Here is an 18,064-nt window from a genome sequence, read left to right as displayed (position 1 = left end):
ACGTCGCGCTGCTGAAGCGGCACGGCGTCGAGCGGGTGCGGATGGTGGCCACGTCGGCGGCGCGCGACGTCGCCAATCGTGATGTCTTCTTTGCGATGACGGCCGAGGTGCTTGGCGCGGTGCTGCCCGGCGCGGTGGCGGAGGTGATCACCGGCGCCGAGGAGGCCGCGCTGTCGTTCCGCGGCGCCGTCGGTGAATTGGATCCTGCCGCAGGGCCTTTCGTCGTCGTCGACTTGGGCGGTGGCTCTACCGAGATCGTGCTGGGCGGGGATTACATGGTGGCCAGTCACTCGGCCGACATCGGTTGCGTACGGCTGACAGAGCGCTGCCTGCACTCGGATCCGCCGACAGCCGACGAGGTGGCGGCGGCCAGGGCGGTGGTGCGCGAGCGGCTCGGTGTCGCGCTGCGCGTGGTGCCCGTCGAGGGGGCGCGAACCTGGGTTGGGCTGGCCGGGACGATGACGACGCTTTCGGCGCTGGCTCACAACATGACGGCGTATGACTCTGCGGCCATTCATCTTTCGCGCGTTCCCGGCCGGGATCTCCTGGCGGTGTGCGAGCGGCTGATCGCCATGCCGCGATCCGAGCGTGCCGCTTTGGGGCCTATGCATGAGGGGCGTGCCGACGTCATCGGCGGCGGTGCGATCGTGGTCGAGGAGTTGGCGCGCGAGCTGCGCGTCCGCGCCGGCATCGACGAGCTCACGGTCAGCGAGCACGACATCCTGGACGGCATCGTGCTGTCGATCGCGCGATAGCCCGACTCCCGGATGTCGCGACATTGGGTGCGGTCATTTCGGCGCGCGCCGAACCTGGGGAGTTGCTCTAGACTTCAACTTTCGGCACGACGCGGAAGGCGTGGTTATGCCAGATCTCACCGTCCGGCTGCCCGTGATGATGACGGGCATTCTTGTTGCTGCCGTGGTGCACGGCGCCGGACAGCCCCAGCGTCGCAAGTACGCCGAACAGGCGGGTGGCCGGTTATCAGCTCTGCGGTGATTTCCGGCGACGAACATGCCGACGGGCCACCGTCGGCATGGGCGCCGTTGCGTAACCACGTCTACCGCGGTCTGTTGATCGCACAGCTGGGCTCCAACACCGGGACGTGGATGCAAACTGTGGCGGCTCAATGGTTTTTGGTCGAGAAGCACAGCAGCGACGTCATCGTGGCGCTTGTCCAGACTGCGACCCTGGCACCGACCTTGGTCTTCGGATTGTTTGCCGGCGCGCTCGCCGATCTGTTCGACCGACGCCGGCTGCTGATTCTTCTGAACGCGTACGCGGTGCTTGTCGCGCTGGCGCTGGCGGTTCTGACCTTCCTCGGCCGGCTCAGCCCTGCGTCGCTGCTGATGCTTACCGCGGCCATTGGCTGTGCGGCTGCCCTTACCGCCCCGGCTTGGCAGGCGATTCAGCCCGAAATTGTTCCGCGTGAGCAGATCACGGCCGCAGCGACGTTGGGTAGCGTCGCCGGAAATGCAGCCCGGGCGATTGGACCGGCACTCGGCGGCGTTGTCGTGGCTTTGGCGGGTCCTGCTGCGGTCTTTGCAATCAACGCCCTCTCGTTCGCCGGAATAATCGCTGTGCTGTTGGCCTGGAAACGACCTAAACAGCTCAGCCCAATCGAGCGAGAGCACTTCGGCCAGGCCGTGATCGCCGGCCTGCGATTCGTTCGCAACGGTCCCAATATTCGCCGGATCCTATTGCGGGCGGCGCTGTTCCTGTTTCCCGCCTCGGCGGTATTCGCGTTGCTGCCGGTGGCCGCCGCCCGTAGGTGGCATCTAACGGCCAGTGGCTACGGTGTCGCGCTGGCGGCTATGGGGTTGGGCGCCATCCTTGCCGTCGTCGTTGCCGCGCGATTGCGTGAGCGAATCTCCGACAATGTTCTGCTGGGGGCGTCGGCAGCCGCGTACGGCCTTGCGCCGCTTGCGGTGATCTGGCTGCCGTTCGCCGCGGCGACGCCATTCCTGATGTTGTCCGGGATGGCGTGGCTGATCACGTTGACAACCTTGAACGCCGCCGCGCAGCTCTCTTTGCCGCGATGGGTCATGGCACGCGGGTTGGCCCTCTATCTACTGGTCGCAACGGGTTCTCAGGCCCTCGGCTCGTATGCCTGGGGCGCGATAGCCACGCGGACGGATCTGCGCACGGCGCTGGTGGGTTCCGCGGTGATGCTGGGTGCGGTTGCTCTGAGCGCCGCCGTGCTTCCGTTGCGGCCGTCGACCGGGAAGCTGAAGGTCGACGTGTCCACAGCATGGCCGACACCGACGTTGGTGTTCGAACCGTGCCCTGACGACGGGCCGGTTCTCGTCACCGTTCGTTACCGAGTGCCCACTGACCGGCTCGAGGAATTCGTCGAGGCGATACGCGCCGTCCGACGATCGAGGCTGCGAACGGGCGGCCACACTTGGCGGCTTTATCACAGCGTCGGACAACCGGATACGTTCCTCGAAAGGTTCACCGTCGCCTCGTGGACCGAATTCGAGCGTCAGCGCACCCAGCGGTGGTTGGAATTCGACGACGAGGGCGTGATGAGGGCGGTCGCCTTCACCGTTGACTGCGACCGCGAACACGACTATTACCTTCCCGTGCGGGTACGACCATGACGGGTTTGGTCAACGCCGCCCCGGGTGCACTCAGGGCGCCCACTCACACCTCGAACCGATACCCCATACCCGATTCGGTCAGCAAGTGCTTGGGCTGCGACGGGTCGTCCTCGAGCTTGCGCCGCAGTTGCGCCAAATACACTCGCAGATAATGCGTTTCGGTGGCGTACGCCGGGCCCCACACCTCCTTGAGGAGCTCTTCGCGGCCGACCAGCTTGCCCCGGTTGCGGACCAAGACTTCCAGCATTCCCCATTCGGTCGGGGTGAGGTGAACCTCGGCGCCGTTCTTGGTCACCTTCTTGGCCGCCAGATCGACGGTGAAGGCGTCCGTCTCGATCACCGGCTGCTCCAGTTCGGACGCCGCGGTGTTGCGCCGGATCGCTGCCCGTAGCCGCGCCAAAAACTCGTCCATGCCAAAGGGTTTGGTGACGTAATCGTCGGCCCCGGCGTCGAGCGCCTCGACCTTGTCCGACGAGTCGGTGCGCGCCGACAGCACGATCACCGGCGCGGTGAGCCAGCCCCGCAGCCCGGCCAGCACATCGATGCCGGAGATGTCGGGGAGTCCGAGGTCGAGGATCACGACGTCGGGCTTGTGCTCCGCGGCAGCGCGCAGCGCGCCGGCGCCGGTGGACGCGGTGATCACCTCGTAACCCCGCACCGACAGGTTGATGCGCAGCGCCCGCAGGATCTGCGGCTCGTCGTCGATCACCAGCACGCGGGTCATCGCGCCGCAACCATCTCCGGCGCGGCCAATTCCACCACCACCGTGAGACCGCCGCCCGGGGTGTCCCCGGCCGCGATCGTCCCGCCCATGGCCTCGACGAAGCCGCGCGCTACCGACATGCCCAGGCCCACCCCCGTGGTGTTGTCGTGATCGCCGAGGCGCTGGAACGCTTCGAAGATCTGCTCCTCGGTCCCGTGCGGGATGCCGGGTCCCTCGTCGATGACGTTGATCAGCACCCGATCGCCGACGCGCCCCGCGTTGACCCGCACCACACAGTTGGGCGCGTACCGCAGCGCGTTGTCGATCAGGTTGGCCAGGACGCGCTCCAGCAGCCCGGCGTCGGCCAGCACCACGGCGTCACCCACGTCGACCTTCACCCGGTCGATGGCGGAGCGGTAGAAACCGGTGGCGCCCTTGCCGATACTGATCAGCGCCCGTTGAACCGTCTCCTCCAGATAGACCCGGCGCAGGTCGGGGTGCACCACCCCGGCGGCCAGGCGCGACGAATCGAGCAGGTTTCCCACCAGCGCGGTCAGCTGGTCGATGGACTCCTCGATGGTCGCCAGCAGTTCCGCCGTGTCCGCGGGGGAGAAGGCGACGTCCTCGGCGCGCAGGCTGGACACCGCGACCTTGGCCGCCGCCAACGGCGTACGCAGGTCGTGGCTGACCGCCGACAGCAGCGAACGCCGCAACTCGTCGGCCCGCACGATCGCCTCGGCCCGGCTGGCTTCCTCGGCCAGCTCGCGCTGCCGGATCAGACCCGCGGCCTGCTTGGCCACCGCACTCAGCACCCGCCGGTCGCGGGCCGAAAGCTTGCGGCCCGCCAACAGCATCCAGAATTCGTCGTCGCCGACCTCGATCGCGGTATCGGCGGAATCGACCGTGACACAGGGATCCCGGCCCACGCAGGCGACGACCTCGCCCCGCTTGCCGCCGCCGTGGTCCTCCTCGGCGGGTTCGCGCAGCATGCTGACCGCGCGTTGCGAGTAGGTCTCGCGCACCCGCTCGAGCAGCGTCTCGAGGTCGGCCCCACGCAGCACCGAGCCCGCGAACAGCGTCAGCAGCTCGGCCTCCTGCGAGGCGCGCCGGGCCTCGCGGGTGCGCTTGGCCGCGCCGTCGACCAGCACCGCGACGGCGACGGCGATCAGCAGCAGCACGAGTTCGGTGACGGCGGCATCGGGTTCGGCGATGGTGAAGGTGTGCCGCGGCGCGGTCAGGAAATAGTTCAGCAGCAGGCTGGAGAGCACCGCCGAGACCACCGCCGGCGCAACGCCTCCCAGCAGTCCGACCAGCAACACGCCGACGAAGAACAGGGCGCTGTCGCCGCTGGTGCCCAGATACCTGTCCAGCGCTGTCACGATCACCGCGCAGATGAGCGACGGCACGATGAAGGCTGCCAGCCACGACGCCACCCGGCGCTCATTGGGCGCCAGCGATGCCGCGCGAAAGCCGCGTTTGGATTCCTCGTGGGTAACCAGGTGCACGTCGATCTTCGCCGACCGCTCGACGATCGTCGCGCCGATGCCCTCTTCGAAAATGCGTGCCCACCGCGACCGGCGCGAGGTGCCGATCACCAGCTGAGTGGCGTTCATCTCGCGGGCGAAATCGAGTAGGGCCGTTGGCACGTCGTCCCCGACCACGGTATGCAGGGAGGCGTCCAGGCTGCTCGCCAGCTCGCGAATCTTCGCCATCCGCGCGTCCGACAGGCCGGCCAGCCCGTCGCCGCGGATGACGTGCACCACCATCAGCTCGGCGCTGGACTTCGACGCGATCCGGGATGCCCGGCGTACCAGCGTCTCCGACTCGGGGCCGCCGGTGATCGCCACCACGACCCGCTCGCGGGCCTCCCATGTTTCGGTGATTTTGTTTTCGGCGCGGTATTTGGCCAGCGCAGTGTCAACCTGGTCGGCCAGCCAGAGCAGCGCGAGTTCCCTTAGCGCGGTGAGGTTTCCGCGGCGGAAGTAGTTCGACAACGCCGCGTCGATCCGCTCCGGGGCGTAGACGTTTCCGTGGGAGAGCCTGCGGCGCAACGCCTCCGGTGTGATATCGATCAGCTCGACCTGAGAGGCCTGGCGGACGATGGAGTCCGGGATGGTCTCCTTCTGTTCGATGCCGGTGATTTGGGCGACGACGTCGTTGAGGCTCTCCAGGTGCTGGACGTTGACGGTGGAGATCACCGTGATCCCGGCGTCGAGCAATTCCTCGACGTCCTGCCAACGCTTGGCGTTTTTGCTGCCCGGTGTGTTGGTGTGCGCGAGCTCATCGACCAAGACGACTTGGGGCCGACGCGCGAGGACGGCCGGCACGTCGAGTTCGGGGAAGGTGCTGCCGCGGTATTCGATGTAGCGCGGCGGAACGAACTCAATGCCCTCAAGCAGCTCAGCGGTTTTCGCACGGCCGTGGGTCTCGATCACGCCGGCCACCAGGTCGGTGCCGCGTTCCAGCCGGCGATGCGCTTCGCCGAGCATCGCGTACGTCTTGCCCACCCCCGGGGCCGAACCGAGGTATATCCGCAGTTCGCCGCGTTTAGGACGGTGGTCAACGACACTCACGTCAACCATCATCCCCCTATCGCGCTAGCTCGAGACTGGATATTTGTGATCGAGTTGCAGGTTGAGCTGCAACACGTTGACACACGGCTCGCCGAAAAATCCGAGGGTGCGCCCGCTTCGGTTCTGCGCCAACACCTGACGGATCTCGTCGGGGCTGACGTGCCGGGCCTTGGCCACCCTGGCCACTTGGAGGTCGGCGTAGGCCGGTGAGATGTTCGGGTCGAGGCCGCTGCCGCTCGCGGTGACGGCGTCGGCGGGCACGGCGGGGTTGGCGGGTGCGGCGCCGCGGATGGGCACGATCTGACCGATCGTGTAGTCCTCGCCATACTTGGCGCATTCGACCCGCACGCCCTCGTAAAGGGCCAAGAAGGGCGCCGGGACCGCCTGGCAGGGCTCGTTGACGCTGACCACCCGCGTCGGATGGGTGACGTTGCCGCGGGCGTCGCGCGGCCCGATCACCGACAACACGGCCCCCACACCGCCGCCCGTGCAGAATGGACGAGACCCGTCCACCCCTTCCAGCTGGCCCACCGCGGCGCTGCGCGAGCACACGGTGGTCAGCAGGCTCGGCTTGAAGCCCGCGTCCGAAGCGGACTTGCCGGATGCCAATTGCGCAGGGTCGGCGGGTGTGTCGACGATGCTCTCCGGCCCGAGGTTGCTCGCGCTGGTCGAGAGTGGGTCGTAGCCGGTGCCGGCCGCTGACGGGCGGCTCTGGAAGTACTTCGGCAGCGGGTTGCCGTCCTTATCGGTGAACAGCTGACCGATCAGCCGGCTGCCGACCGGCTTGCCGTTAGAGGTCAGAATCGACCCTTCCGCCTGGTCGTGTAGCCCGGGAATCTGGGCGACCAGCCAGATGAACAGCGGGTAGGCGATGCCGGTGACCAACGTGAGGACCAGCAGCGCGCGGAAAGCCGCCCAATGCACGCGGACGAAATTCGAGAACTTCATGTCAGGACATCCCTGGGACGAATTGAACGATCAGGTCGATCGCCTTGATTCCGATGAATGGGGCCACGATGCCGCCGAGGCCGTAGATATAAAGATTGCGGCTCAACAGCTTTGACGCGCTGCTCGGCGTGTATCGGACACCCCGCAGCGACAGCGGGATCAGCGCCACGATGACGATCGCGTTGAAGATCACCGCCGACAGGATCGCCGACTGCGGGCTGTGCAGCCGCATGATGTTGATCATGTCCAGCCCGGGGAACAACGCGACGAACATGGCCGGGATGATCGCGAAGTACTTGGCGATGTCGTTGGCGATCGAGAAGGTGGTCAACGCGCCCCGGGTGATCAGCAACTGCTTGCCGATCTCGACGATCTCGATGAGTTTGGTGGGGTCGGAGTCGAGGTCGACCATGTTGCCCGCCTCTTTGGCGGCCGACGTGCCGGTGTTCATCGCCACGCCGACGTCGGCCTGTGCCAAGGCCGGCGCGTCATTGGTGCCGTCGCCGGTCATCGCGACCAGCTTGCCGCCCTCCTGCTCTCGTTTGATCAGCGCGAGTTTGTCCTCGGGCGTGGCCTCGGCGAGGAAGTCGTCGACGCCGGCCTCGTCGGCAATCGCTTTGGCCGTCAACGGGTTGTCGCCGGTGATCATGACGGTCCGGATGCCCATCTTGCGCATCTCGTCGAAGCGATCCCGCATGCCCTGCTTGACGACGTCCTTGAGGTGAATCACGCCCAGCACCGCCGCTTCGCCGTCGCGGCTCTCCCCGACCACCAGCGGGGTGCCGCCGCCGGCGGAGATGCCGTCGACGAGCTCGCCGAGCTGCTGGGGCACCTTTCCGCCTTGGCCCCGCACCCATTCCGCGACGGAGCTTGCCGCGCCCTTGCGCAGCTGGTGCCCGTCGATGTCGACGCCGGACATCCGCGTGGCGGCGGAGAATTCCACCCAGTGGGCGTGCGCGAGTTCGCCCGGGGTGCGTGCCCGCAGCCCGAAATGCTGCTTGGCGTAGACGACGATCGAGCGCCCCTCCGGGGTTTCGTCGGCGAGGCTGGACAATTGCGCGGCGTCGGCCAGCTGCTCGTCGGTGACGCCGTCGAGGGGGACGAACGCGCCGGCTTGCCGGTTACCCAGGGTGATGGTGCCGGTCTTGTCGAGCAGCAGCGTGTTGACGTCGCCCGCGGCCTCCACCGCGCGGCCCGACATGGCGAGCACGTTGCGTTGCACCAGCCGGTCCATGCCGGCGATGCCGATGGCGGACAGTAACGCGCCGATGGTGGTTGGAATCAGGCAGACCAGCAGCGACACCATCACGATGCCGGTGACGCCGTTTGTGTTGAGCGCCTGGGTGTCTGGGACGCCGGGATTGTTCATCTTCGAATAGATCGCCAGCGGCTGCAGCGTGGCGACGGCGAAGACGAAGATGATGGTCAGTGCGGCCAGCAGGATGTTCAGTGCGATCTCGTTGGGGGTCTTCTGCCTGTTGGCGCCCTCGACGAGCGCGATCATCCGGTCGATAAAGCTCTCGCCGGGTTTTTGGGTGATCCGCACGACGATTCGATCGCTCAGCACGGTGGTGCCGCCGGTGACCGCAGAGCGATCGCCACCGGACTCGCGGATCACCGGCGCGGATTCGCCCGTGATGGCCGATTCATCCACGGAGGCAATGCCTTCGACGACGTCGCCGTCGCCCGGTATCACCTGCCCCGCCTCGACCACGACGACGTCACCCTGCTGCAGGAGCGGCGCGGCGACCTCTTCCTCGACGGCCGGCGCGCCGGGTTGCCAGTTCCTGAGCCGCCGGGCCAGCGTGTGGGTCTTCGCCCGGCGCAGGGTCTCGGCCTGGGCCTTCCCGCGGCCTTCCGCCACGGCCTCGGCGAGGTTCGCGAAAAGGACGGTGAGCCAAAGCCATACCACGGTCAACCAGGCGAACCAGGTCGGGTCGATGATGGCCAGCACGGTGCTCCAGGTGGCACCGATCTCGACGATGAACATCACCGGGTTGCGCCAGAGGGTGCGCGGGTTGAGCTTGCGCAGCGCGTCCGGCGTCGAGCGCCACAGCATCTTCGGGTCGAGCAAACCGCCCTGCACCCGTTTGGTGTTCGCGGCGGCGGTGGGCTGCGACTGCTCAGCCGGGTCGGCGGTGGTCGCGGTCATCAGTGGATTCCTTCAGCGAGAGGTCCGAGCGCGAGCATGGGCAGGAAGGTGAGGGCCACCAGGATCAGCGTGACGCCGGCGACCATGCCGACGAACTGTGGCCGGTGAGTGGGCAGCGTGCCCGCCGATTCCGGTGTCTGGCCCTGCCTGGCCAGCGAGCCGGCCAGGGCGAGCACGAGCACGATCGGCAGGAACCGGCCGAAGACCATGGCCAGCCCCAGGGCGGTGTTGTACCAGTTGGTGTTGACACTGATGCCGGCGAAGGCCGACCCGTTGTTGTTGGCGGCGGAGGTGAACGCGTAGAGGACCTCCGACAATCCGTGCGGGCCCGAGTTCAGCATCCCCGCGCGTTCGCCCGGCAGCGCCATCGCGATCGCGGTGCCGGTGAGCACGATCAGCGGCGTGACCAGGAAATAGCTTGCGGCGAGCTTGATCTCGCGGGGGTTGATCTTCTTGCCGAGGTATTCCGGCGTGCGCCCGACCATCAGTCCGGCGACGAACACGGTGATCACCGCGAGGATGAGCATGCCGTAGAGGCCCGAGCCGGTGCCGCCGGGCGCGACCTCGCCGAGCTGCATGTTGAACATGGTCATCATGCCGCCAAGGCTCGTGTAGCTGTCGTGGAACGAGTCGACCGCGCCCGTGGAGGTGAGCGTCGTCGAGTCGGCGAAGACGGCGGAGTTGGCGACGCCGAACCGCTGCTCTACGCCCTCCATGGCCGAACCGACCGCGGTCGGCACCGTGCCGTGATGCTGCAGCTGGAACCACATCATGAAGGTCACGCTGATGGCGTACAGCGAAGCCATGACGGATGCGATCGCGTAGCCCTGCTTCGTGCTGCCCACCATGCGCCCGAACGTGCGCGGCAGCGAGAAGCTGATCACCAGCAGCAGGAAGATCTCCAGCCAGTTGGTCCACCGGGTCGGGTTCTCGAACGGGTGGGCGGAGTTCGCGTTGTAGAAGCCGCCGCCGTTGGTGCCCAGCTCCTTGATGGCTTCCTGGCTGGCGACCGGGCCGCCGGTAATTGTTTGCTGCGTGCCACCGAGGGTGTTGACGACCTGGTCGTGCAGGTGGAAGTTCTGAATGGCGCCACCGGCGACGAGCACGATCGCTCCGACAATCGAAATCGGCAGCAGGATGCGAAGCACCGTGCGCACCAGGTCGACCCAGAAGTTGCCCAGCTCGCCGGTGCGCCTGCGGGCGAATCCGCGCACCAGCGCGATCGCGACCGCCATCCCGACGGCGGCGGAAACGAAGTTCTGCACCGCCAGCCCGGCCATCTGCACCAGGTGACCCTGCGTGGACTCGCCGGAATAGGCCTGCCAGTTGGTGTTGGTGACGAAGCTGACCGCAGTGTTCCACGCCAGCCCCGGAGTCATCTGCGTGGCCGGGTCGTGCAGGTGCAGCGGCAGCTTGCCCTGCACGAGCTGGAACACGAACAGGAAGAGAATGCTGATCGACGAGAACGCCAAGACGCTGCGCGCGTAGGCGCCCCACGTCTGCTCCGAGCGGGCGTCGACACCGATCAGCCGGTAGATGATCCGCTCGACATACGAGTCCTTGTCCGAGGTATACACCCGGTACATGTAGTCGCCGAGGGGCACGTGCACCAGCACCAAGGCCACGACGAGGACGAGCAGGAAGATGACGCCCGCAGTTGTTGTGCTCACTAGAACCTCTCCGGGAACAGCAAGGCGCACGCGAGAAACAGTGCCAGAAGGACGGAAAGCGCCAAGCCGACGATGTTTTCGTAACTCACAGCCGCTCGACCAGCTTCTGAACCGTGCCGAGGATGGCGAACACCGCCACCGTGAGCACGATGTACACCAACACGCCCATCTTGTCTCCGTTCGGGCCGATCACGTGCATACGAAAGGGCCTCATCGAGCTAGCCGCAGCGCTTTCTCGGAGGCAAGGTCAGCTTGAAGTTAGTTGGGGCGGGTCCGATAGGGCCATTGGTTGACACTTTTCTTACGGTGGCCCAGGGCTCCCTTACGGTTTTTTTACGCACGTTCGTTCGAACCTGCCAGCAACTCCCGCCCGGCGACGTCCGGACCGACGGCGGCACGTTTTTTCATCTCAGCATCGGAGTAGGTGTCCCCAATCACGATGACGGACAGGAGTTTTGAGGACCTCCACGGCGCCCGGCCTCGTCAATCGCAAGCTCTGGCATTGGCCGGTGCTTTTGCCGATCCTGCGCACCGGGTCGATTAAGGTTCCGTAAACATTGGCGCCCCGGACGTATGGATGCCGTTGTCATCCCGGCACGTGCCGTGCTTTCGGCGTAGACCGAAATTCATGCGTGATCGCCAACACCGAACCGTCGAACGCGGCGTTACCGAACCACCACAGGGGAGAGCAGCCGCGCCGCCGTGGTTCTCGCGCCTGCTCGACGGTGACCACCTTTGGGGATCGTATGGGGCGGCGGTCAGCCAGTACGGGGTTCGCCGCTACAACCTCATCGTCTATCCGCCCGGAACCAGTACCACCGACCGGCGGCTGGCGAGGCTGTGGCGTGCATGGCCGCTAACCGCTGCCGCGTTGATGCTGTTGTGCGTCATGGTGTTGGGCAATGCAATGGACTCACCCGATACCGTGCTGACAGTCGCCGCGGTCGCCTACCTGAGTATCAGCATGCTCCTCTTTTTCCGGGCCGGGCCTCCCCGTGTTCGAGCTAGGTCGATGTCGATCATCCTCATGCCCAACACCGTCGACGTGCAGGAGCTGCGCAGGTACGCCCAATGGCGGACGTTGGTCGACATGCTGATCAAGGCCGACCGCATGCTGACGACTCATGCGATCTCACCGGTCGAGCATGAGGCCGTCTGGTGGGATGCCTACGACCGTGTGGCAGAGATCGAGCATGTCTGATGCGCTGACACAAAACCTCAGGCGTCCAGGTATCCGGTGTCCGTCCAATCATTGGGCGCAGAACCTGCTGCTCTTGCCAGCGACGATATTGGCCACTGACGGCCGATGTGCAATCCAAGCTGGATGTAGACGAATCACTGGCCGAGGCCAGCGGTGGTTGGATCACCGCGTTGACCCTCGGAAAGATGCAGCGCTGGTTCATAACCCGGGTGCTCGCGAACGAGAAGCTCAGCGCTTACCTCGTCGATTCTGCGTTGCGTTGAAAACGACAGAGCCGATGTGATGTCCAAGCGAACCGACGAGAAGCGCGCTTGTCGGAGGAAAAGCCAATCATCGCAAAAGATCGGCCTCGGGCAAGCACACGTGAATGCCGGGTTTCAGCGGCTGCCGGGTTTTTCGGTCATCGGGATCCGGACGCGGAAAACCGTTCTGCCCTCGGTGGATTCGGCGGTTACGGAGCCGCCATGCGCCTTGACTATCGAACTGACGATGGCCAGGCCCAGCCCGGTGCCCGTTCCGTTGAGCCTCGAGTTGTCCGCCCGGGCGAACCGTTCGAACAAGCGGGGGAGAAGCTCCGGGTCGATGCCCGGTCCGTCGTCGGCCACGGTCAGCTCCGCACATGGCGCCTCGGCACCATCGCGGCGGCAGGCGATCGCGGTCGTGACGGTGACCCCGGGCGGGTTGTGCACCCGGGCATTGTTGAGCAGGTTGCTGACCAGCTGATGCAACCGCGCATGATCCCCACGGACCCACACCGGTTCCGCCGGTAGGTCCTTCACCCAGTGGTGCATCGGCGCCGCGACCGCCGCGTCGTTGACGGCGTTGCCGACGAGCTCGGCGAGGTCGACGTCCTCGCTCTGCAGGTCTTGCCCTTCGCCCAGGCGCGACAGCAGCAGCAGCTCGTCGACCAGCAGCGTCATGCGCCGCGCTTCCGACTCGATGCGGGCCAGCGCATATTCGGTGGTCGGGGGCAACTCCGAACTGTCCTGGCGGGTGAGTTCGGCGTACCCCTGAATCGCGGCGAGGGGGGTCCGCAGTTCGTGGCTGGCGTCAGTGATGAACTGCCGCGTTCGCAGATCGGATTCGGCGCGCTGCGCCAGCGCACTGTCGACGTTGTCGAGCAACCGGTTCAACGTGTGGCCGACGATGCCGACCTCGTTCTGCTGGTTGGTGTCACGCGGCCGCACCCGGACACTGATTCGGTGGTCGTCGTCGGCGAGCGGCATGGCGGCGACTTCCGCAGCGGTGGCCGCCAACCGGCGCAATGGGCGCAGGGTGTAGCCGACGACCCAAACGGTGAGCCCGGCGGTGACCGTCAACGCCGCCGCGATCAGCAGGGTGGTGGTGAGTTGTTTGCGGGCGATGATCTGGTCGGCGAGGTTCAGCGAGACGCCGGCGATCAGCACGTCCGATCCATCGACGTGGCTCTTGAGCCGGTAATACCCGAGGCTGCCCAGGTTTTCGGTCCGGGGCGGGCCATTTGCCCACGATTGCGCCTCGACGGCGCGCACCACGTCGGCGGGTGCGGGCCGCGCTTCGGCTTCGGAGAACACCGCCGACCCGATCACGGCGCCTTCATGCAGCACCACGATCAGGTTTCCCGGCGTCTGATCGGTGAACTGCAGCATCGCCTCCGGCAGTGGCTTGGCACCGACGGCCGGATCATGTTCGCCCCGAACGTATTTGTGATACGAATGGCCCAACGCGTCCAACGACTCGGCGACGTCGGCGTCGCTCATCGCGGTGACGTAGCCCCGCAGGCTCAGCACGGAGACGATGCCGACCGTCATCAGCACCACGCTGACCACGGCGAGGACGCCCAACAAAAGCTGGCGGCGTAACGAATGGGGCAGCCACCGCGGAAGATCGCCGGACAGGGCGTCCCGGGCCCGGCTCATTCCGGGGGCCGCAACATGTATCCCACACCGCGCACGGTGTGAATCATCGGTTCCCGGCCGGAATCGATCTTTTTCCTCAGATAGGAGATGTAGAGATCCACGATGCTGGTGCGCCCGGCGAAGTCGTAGTTCCACACGCGGTCGAGGATCTCGGTGCGGCTCAGCGCGCGGCGGGGATTGCGCATCAGGAAGCGCAGCAGTTCGAACTCGGTTGAGGACAGCGATATCTGCGTGCCGCCCCGGCTCACCTCCCGGCTGGCGGTGTCCAGGCGCAGGTCGCCGACATTGAGGGTTTCGGCCGCGGGCGGCGTCTGCTGACCGGAACGGCGCAGCAACCCGCGCAGCCGCGCCACGAGCTCTTCTAGGCTGAACGGCTTGGTCATGTAGTCGTCGGCGCCCGCGGTCAGACCGGTGACCCGGTCCATCACCGAATCCCGCGCGGTCAGGAAGAGCGTCGGGGTGTAGGTGTCCGATTGGCGGACGCGTTCCAGGATCCGCAGCCCGTCGACATCCGGCAGCATGATGTCGAGCACCAGCACGTCGGGACTGACCTTGTCGAACTTGGCCATGGCCTCGCGTCCGTTGTGGGCGATGTCGACCACCCAGCCCTCGTAGTGCAGCGCCATCTTCACCAGGTTGGTCAGCGCCGGCTCGTCATCGACCAACAGGACCCTGATCGGCGATCCATCGGCACGGTAAATCCTGGGCAGCTGCCCGAGGATGGCCTGGCGGGGGCGCTGGCCACCCGCATAATCCGACATTGCGGTCATGTTCCTACATTCTGGCAAGACGCACACCCAACTGTCACGGAGTTCATAGAGTTCTCAAATGTGCGCGGGCGGCGAAGCAACTCGACGGGTGATCCCAGTTATCCAAAAGCGTTGCTTCGCATGGTCGTTGAATGTCGCAGTGCGGCGGCCCGGTTTCGCACAGCACCCCGGCGCATCAGAGCTGCCCGGGGCAGCCAAAAGGGCCCGCACACCACGGTGTGCGGGCCCTTCGAGTGAAGAGGCGGTGTCAGGCCCAGCTGGACCCGACGGCGCTGTCGGTGCTGGCCATGTTGTTGCCGGCGCTCTGCACCTTCTGCCCGTGGGCGTTGGCCTGCTCGTAGATCACCTGGAAGTTGCGACCCAACTGGGTGATGAACTCCTGGCAGGCCACCGAACCGGCGCCACCCCAGAAGTCACCGGCAGCGAGCACATCGCGAACGATGGCCTGGTGCTCAGCCTCCAGGGACGCGGCCTGGGCGCGGATCAAGGCACCGTGGGCGTCGACATCGCCGAACTGGTAGTTAATGGTCATTGCTTAGCTCCTTAGAAGTGTTGGACAGCAGTGGTTTTCGGCTGCTAGCTGCTCAGGATCTGCTGCGAGGCCTGCTCTTGCTGCTCGTAGTTGTTCGCGTCGCGGATGAGCCCGTCGCGCACTCCGTGGAGCATGTTGACGATGTTGCGGAAGGCCTGGTTGACCTGGCCCATGGTGTCGTACGAGGTCGCCTGCGCCTGACCGCTCCAGCCCGAGCCGGCGATGTTCATCGAGGACGCCCACATCTTGCGGGCCTCGTCCTCGACCGTCTGGGCGTGGACCTCGAAGCGGCCCGCCATCGCACGCATTTCGTGCGGGTCAGTCATAAAACGTGTTGCCATGTTTCTTTCTCCTTGTCTTTCAAGCCTTCAAACTCGAAGTCTTAACAGTTGCAATTGATGCGGTGGTGGCCGCGTTATGGACAGATTACGACCTACCGGTTAACTGATCGCCTCAAACGGGTGACATGTACCCCCTTATTTCCCGTACCGGTATTCCGACATCAGACGACAACCTGCTTGGGCATGACGATCGGCTTGAAGCCGTATCGCGGCCCGGCGCCGTAGGCACCGGCGCCCTTGGCAGCCCCCGCCATGCCGGGCATGCCGGGCATCGCGGCGACCGGCTCCGCCTCGGCCGCGGCCGTCCAGCCCGAGCCCTCGAGCGGGGCGGTGGAGGAGGCCAACGACGTCGCCGGGGCGGCGGCGTTCCAGCCGGCCGGCACCGACAGGCCGCCGACCGCGGAGGCCTCGCCGAGGGCGGCCGACGCTCCCGCGCCCGACACCGAGCCCACCATCGTGCCCGGCACCAGGCCGCCGGCGAGCGGCGTGACGGAGTCGGTGAGGGCGAACGGGATCGACGGCACCGTTCCGAGGGTGTGCCCCAGCGACACGGCCGTCGGGATGGTGTTGCAGACCCACCATGCCGCGGTGTTCACGGCGCCGTTGATGCCGTTGAGCACGGACGGCGTGCCGAGGAAGTTGTCAATCGAGCCCAGGATGCCGTCAGTCGTGAATGGCAGGCTGGGCGCGGCCAGGGCCGCGTTGGAAACGGGAGCCAGCGCCTGGATCGTGCCGCCGGTCGAGTCGGCGGCGAGCGCGGTGCTGTCCGCGGCCGCGGCGGCCGCGGGGTTGGTGGTCGACGCCAGCGGCGTCACCGGCGTCAGCACCCCCGCCGCCGCCGACGCCGCCTGGTAGGCGGCCATCATGGCGGCGTCCTGAGCCCACATCGCGGCGTACTGCGCCTCGGTCGCGGCGATCGCGGCCGAGTTGACGCCAAGGAAGTTGGTCGCCACGAGCGTGGCCAGGAGCGTCCGGTTGGCGGCGATCACCGGCGGCGGAACCGTCGCCGCGAACGCGGCCTCGTACGCGGCCGCAGAGGCCGTGGCCTGTGCGCTGGCCTGCTCGAGCGTCGTGGCCGTCTCGGTCAGGTACGTGATGATCGGCTGGGCCGCGGCCGCCGCCGCCGCCGATCCGCCACCGGTCCAGTTTTCGGTGGTCAGCAACGAGACGATTGACTCCCACTGGGTCGCGGTCGCGCTGACCTCGGCGGCCAGGTTGGCGTATGAGGCCGCGGCGGCCATCAGCGGCCCGGCGCCGGCGCCGGCGTACATGAGCGAAGAGGTGATCTCCGGGGGAATTGCTGCAAAGTCAAGAACCATTTGGGTTTCCCGCTCCTTTGTCTTTAGAAATTCGAGGTTTCGAGGGCAATGACGAGGGACTAGACGGTCGCCGGTTTCGGCATGACGATCGGTTTGACGCCGTAGCGCGGAGCGCCGAAGCCGGCGCTGTTGCGTGCCGCGGCGCCCATGCCCGGCATGCCCGGGATGATCGTGCCGGCGCCCGCCTGCGGGGCGGCGGCGGTCCAGCCCACCGTCTGCAGCGGTGCGGCGCTGGTGCCGACCACCGGGGTGGCGGGAGCGGCCCAGCTCGGCGGCACCGACAGTTTGCTGACCATCGTGGCAGAGCCCATCGAGGCCATCGGCGCCGCGCCGATGCCGGCCATGCCGCCGCCCGCCATCGGCGCCGTCGTGTCGGCGAGGCCCGCGGCACCGGCCGCCGAACCGGCGGCGTCGGCGGCGGAGGTGTCGAGCAGGCCGCCACCGGCCAGACCCAGGAGGTCCGAACCGGCCGAGGCCCAGTTGCCGAAGCCGATGTTGCCGATGTTGGCGCCGTTGCTCGACAGCCCGAAGATCCCGCCGAGCATGTTCGGGTTGGTGCCGTTGCCGGTGCTACCGAGCAGGTATGCCAGCCAGTCCAGCGGGGTGTTCGACGGCGTGGCGGCCGCGGCGGCGGCCGGCGACGCGGCGCTCGACAGCGCGGCCTGGCTCGCGTTGATGGCCTCGGTGTCGCCGTAGCTGCCGGAGCTGATGCCCAGGGTCTGCGCGTAATTCTCCAGCAACGCCTGCGCCTCGGTGGCGATTGCCTGGTACTGGGTGCCGTACGCCGAGAAGATCGCCGCCTGCTGGGCCGACACCGGGTCGGCGGCGGCGGGAGCGATGACCGTGGTCGCCGCTGCGGCGCCGGCGTTCTGCGCCGCCAGGTTGGTGTTGATCCCCGACAGCAGCTGCTCTGCAGCGAGCATCTCTTCGGTCTGTGTTGTCAGAAATGCCATCGATTGCTCCTAATGTTGGAACGAGCCGACCCCCATGCGGTGGATCGACCTGTGTGTTCGCGTAACGGCCCCTGTGCGTTGGCGTAACACTAACGACCCACGACTCCACGGTCCCGGCCGAAAGCGTCAGCGTGACAGCCGTTTACGGCTTTTTAACGATGAGGTCGGCAGTTTTAACACGGTCCTGCCGGACGACATAGACGTGTCATCTGTCATCTGCCGGAAAGCCGTGGTTAATGCGCGCGGGCGCGGATCTTAACCGAAGGCCGCCCCCAGCGCATGCCGGACATTTCGCCTATTCGACAGGGGTGCGATGTCCCGGTTTCGGCGCCCGCGCGCTAGATTCGCCGCCGGGCCCCCATAGCCCAATTGGCAGAGGCAGCGGACTTAAAATCCGCCCAGTG

At 66.6% G+C, this 18,064-nt stretch carries 17 protein-coding genes; 5 read left to right on the top strand and 12 right to left on the bottom strand.

Translation table 11 applies throughout. From position 1 onward, the window contains the following. The 3 genes from A9X03_RS23145 to A9X03_RS23140 all read left to right on the top strand — a co-directional run. The coding region (locus tag A9X03_RS23145; protein WP_068263218.1) for an exopolyphosphatase at positions 1-755 on the top strand (755 nt) is incomplete at its 5' end. A gap of 106 nt (positions 756-861) precedes the next feature. After that, on the top strand, positions 862-996 hold the full coding sequence (locus A9X03_RS30650; RefSeq protein WP_255369099.1) for a hypothetical protein: 135 nt from the start codon (positions 862-864) through the stop codon (positions 994-996). Further along, positions 993-2,600, top strand: coding sequence for an MFS transporter (locus A9X03_RS23140; protein WP_068263214.1), 1,608 nt, complete (start codon positions 993-995; stop codon positions 2,598-2,600). Before A9X03_RS30650 ends, A9X03_RS23140 begins: the two co-directional genes overlap by 4 nt. Before the next feature lie 43 nt (positions 2,601-2,643). Here A9X03_RS23140 and A9X03_RS23135 read toward each other — a convergent pair whose 3' ends face one another. The 6 genes from A9X03_RS23135 to A9X03_RS29445 form a co-directional block, all read right to left on the bottom strand. Next, the gene (locus A9X03_RS23135) at positions 2,644-3,324 is read right to left on the bottom strand and encodes a response regulator (RefSeq protein WP_067759558.1); all 681 of its coding nucleotides are present in this window, start codon (positions 3,322-3,324) and stop codon (positions 2,644-2,646) included. Continuing rightward, on the bottom strand, positions 3,321-5,888 hold the full coding sequence (locus tag A9X03_RS23130) for a sensor histidine kinase KdpD (RefSeq protein ID WP_067778382.1): 2,568 nt from the start codon (positions 5,886-5,888) through the stop codon (positions 3,321-3,323). The genes A9X03_RS23135 and A9X03_RS23130 overlap by 4 nt, the downstream gene beginning before the upstream one ends. Before the next feature lie 12 nt (positions 5,889-5,900). Beyond that, a complete protein-coding gene (locus A9X03_RS23125; protein WP_068263211.1) occupies positions 5,901-6,824 on the bottom strand; it encodes a potassium-transporting ATPase subunit C in 924 nt (307 codons plus the stop codon). 1 nt (position 6,825) lies between these two features. Beyond that, positions 6,826-8,976 carry a potassium-transporting ATPase subunit KdpB gene (gene kdpB, locus A9X03_RS23120; RefSeq protein ID WP_067890189.1) on the bottom strand — a complete coding sequence of 717 codons (2,151 nt, stop codon included), beginning with the start codon at positions 8,974-8,976 and terminating at the stop codon, positions 6,826-6,828. Continuing rightward, positions 8,976-10,646, bottom strand: coding sequence for a potassium-transporting ATPase subunit KdpA (gene kdpA, locus A9X03_RS23115; RefSeq protein ID WP_067890194.1), 1,671 nt, complete (start codon positions 10,644-10,646; stop codon positions 8,976-8,978). Before kdpA ends, kdpB begins: the two co-directional genes overlap by 1 nt. Before the next feature lie 85 nt (positions 10,647-10,731). After that, positions 10,732-10,839, bottom strand: coding sequence for a potassium ABC transporter ATPase (locus tag A9X03_RS29445; RefSeq protein WP_197508504.1), 108 nt, complete (start codon positions 10,837-10,839; stop codon positions 10,732-10,734). A 435-nt stretch (positions 10,840-11,274) separates the two neighbouring features. On the opposite strand from A9X03_RS29445, the gene A9X03_RS29440 reads away from it, so the two are divergent. Then, complete coding sequence (locus tag A9X03_RS29440; protein WP_156669918.1) at positions 11,275-11,847, top strand: DUF6611 family protein; 573 nt, start codon at positions 11,275-11,277, stop codon at positions 11,845-11,847. 107 nt (positions 11,848-11,954) lie between these two features. Further along, the gene (locus A9X03_RS29435; RefSeq protein WP_156669919.1) at positions 11,955-12,110 is read left to right on the top strand and encodes a hypothetical protein; all 156 of its coding nucleotides are present in this window, start codon (positions 11,955-11,957) and stop codon (positions 12,108-12,110) included. 114 nt (positions 12,111-12,224) lie between these two features. Here A9X03_RS29435 and A9X03_RS23100 read toward each other — a convergent pair whose 3' ends face one another. The 6 genes from A9X03_RS23100 to A9X03_RS23075 form a co-directional block, all read right to left on the bottom strand. Beyond that, positions 12,225-13,745, bottom strand: a complete 1,521-nt coding sequence (locus tag A9X03_RS23100) for a cell wall metabolism sensor histidine kinase WalK (RefSeq protein WP_067785027.1) — start codon at positions 13,743-13,745, stop codon at positions 12,225-12,227. Next, positions 13,742-14,515: a response regulator transcription factor gene (locus A9X03_RS23095; protein WP_067785024.1), complete on the bottom strand. Its 774-nt coding sequence runs from the start codon at positions 14,513-14,515 to the stop codon at positions 13,742-13,744. The genes A9X03_RS23100 and A9X03_RS23095 overlap by 4 nt, the downstream gene beginning before the upstream one ends. 247 nt (positions 14,516-14,762) lie before the next feature. Beyond that, complete coding sequence (locus A9X03_RS23090; protein ID WP_046184805.1) at positions 14,763-15,047, bottom strand: WXG100 family type VII secretion target; 285 nt, start codon at positions 15,045-15,047, stop codon at positions 14,763-14,765. A 44-nt stretch (positions 15,048-15,091) separates the two neighbouring features. Continuing rightward, entirely contained in the window at positions 15,092-15,388 is a 297-nt protein-coding gene (locus tag A9X03_RS23085) for a WXG100 family type VII secretion target (RefSeq protein WP_007168951.1), read from the bottom strand. Positions 15,389-15,549: 161 nt separating this feature from the next. After that, complete coding sequence (locus tag A9X03_RS23080) at positions 15,550-16,707, bottom strand: PPE family protein (protein ID WP_067785021.1); 1,158 nt, start codon at positions 16,705-16,707, stop codon at positions 15,550-15,552. Positions 16,708-16,766: 59 nt separating this feature from the next. Continuing rightward, a complete protein-coding gene (locus A9X03_RS23075; protein WP_067785018.1) occupies positions 16,767-17,660 on the bottom strand; it encodes a PE domain-containing protein in 894 nt (297 codons plus the stop codon). Positions 17,661-18,064: the final 404 nt, after the last annotated feature.

The organism is Mycobacterium sp. E1715, assembly GCF_001667625.1.
Classification (GTDB): Bacteria; Actinomycetota; Actinomycetes; order Mycobacteriales; family Mycobacteriaceae; genus Mycobacterium.
This window is presented reverse-complemented; position numbering and strand designations above follow the sequence as displayed.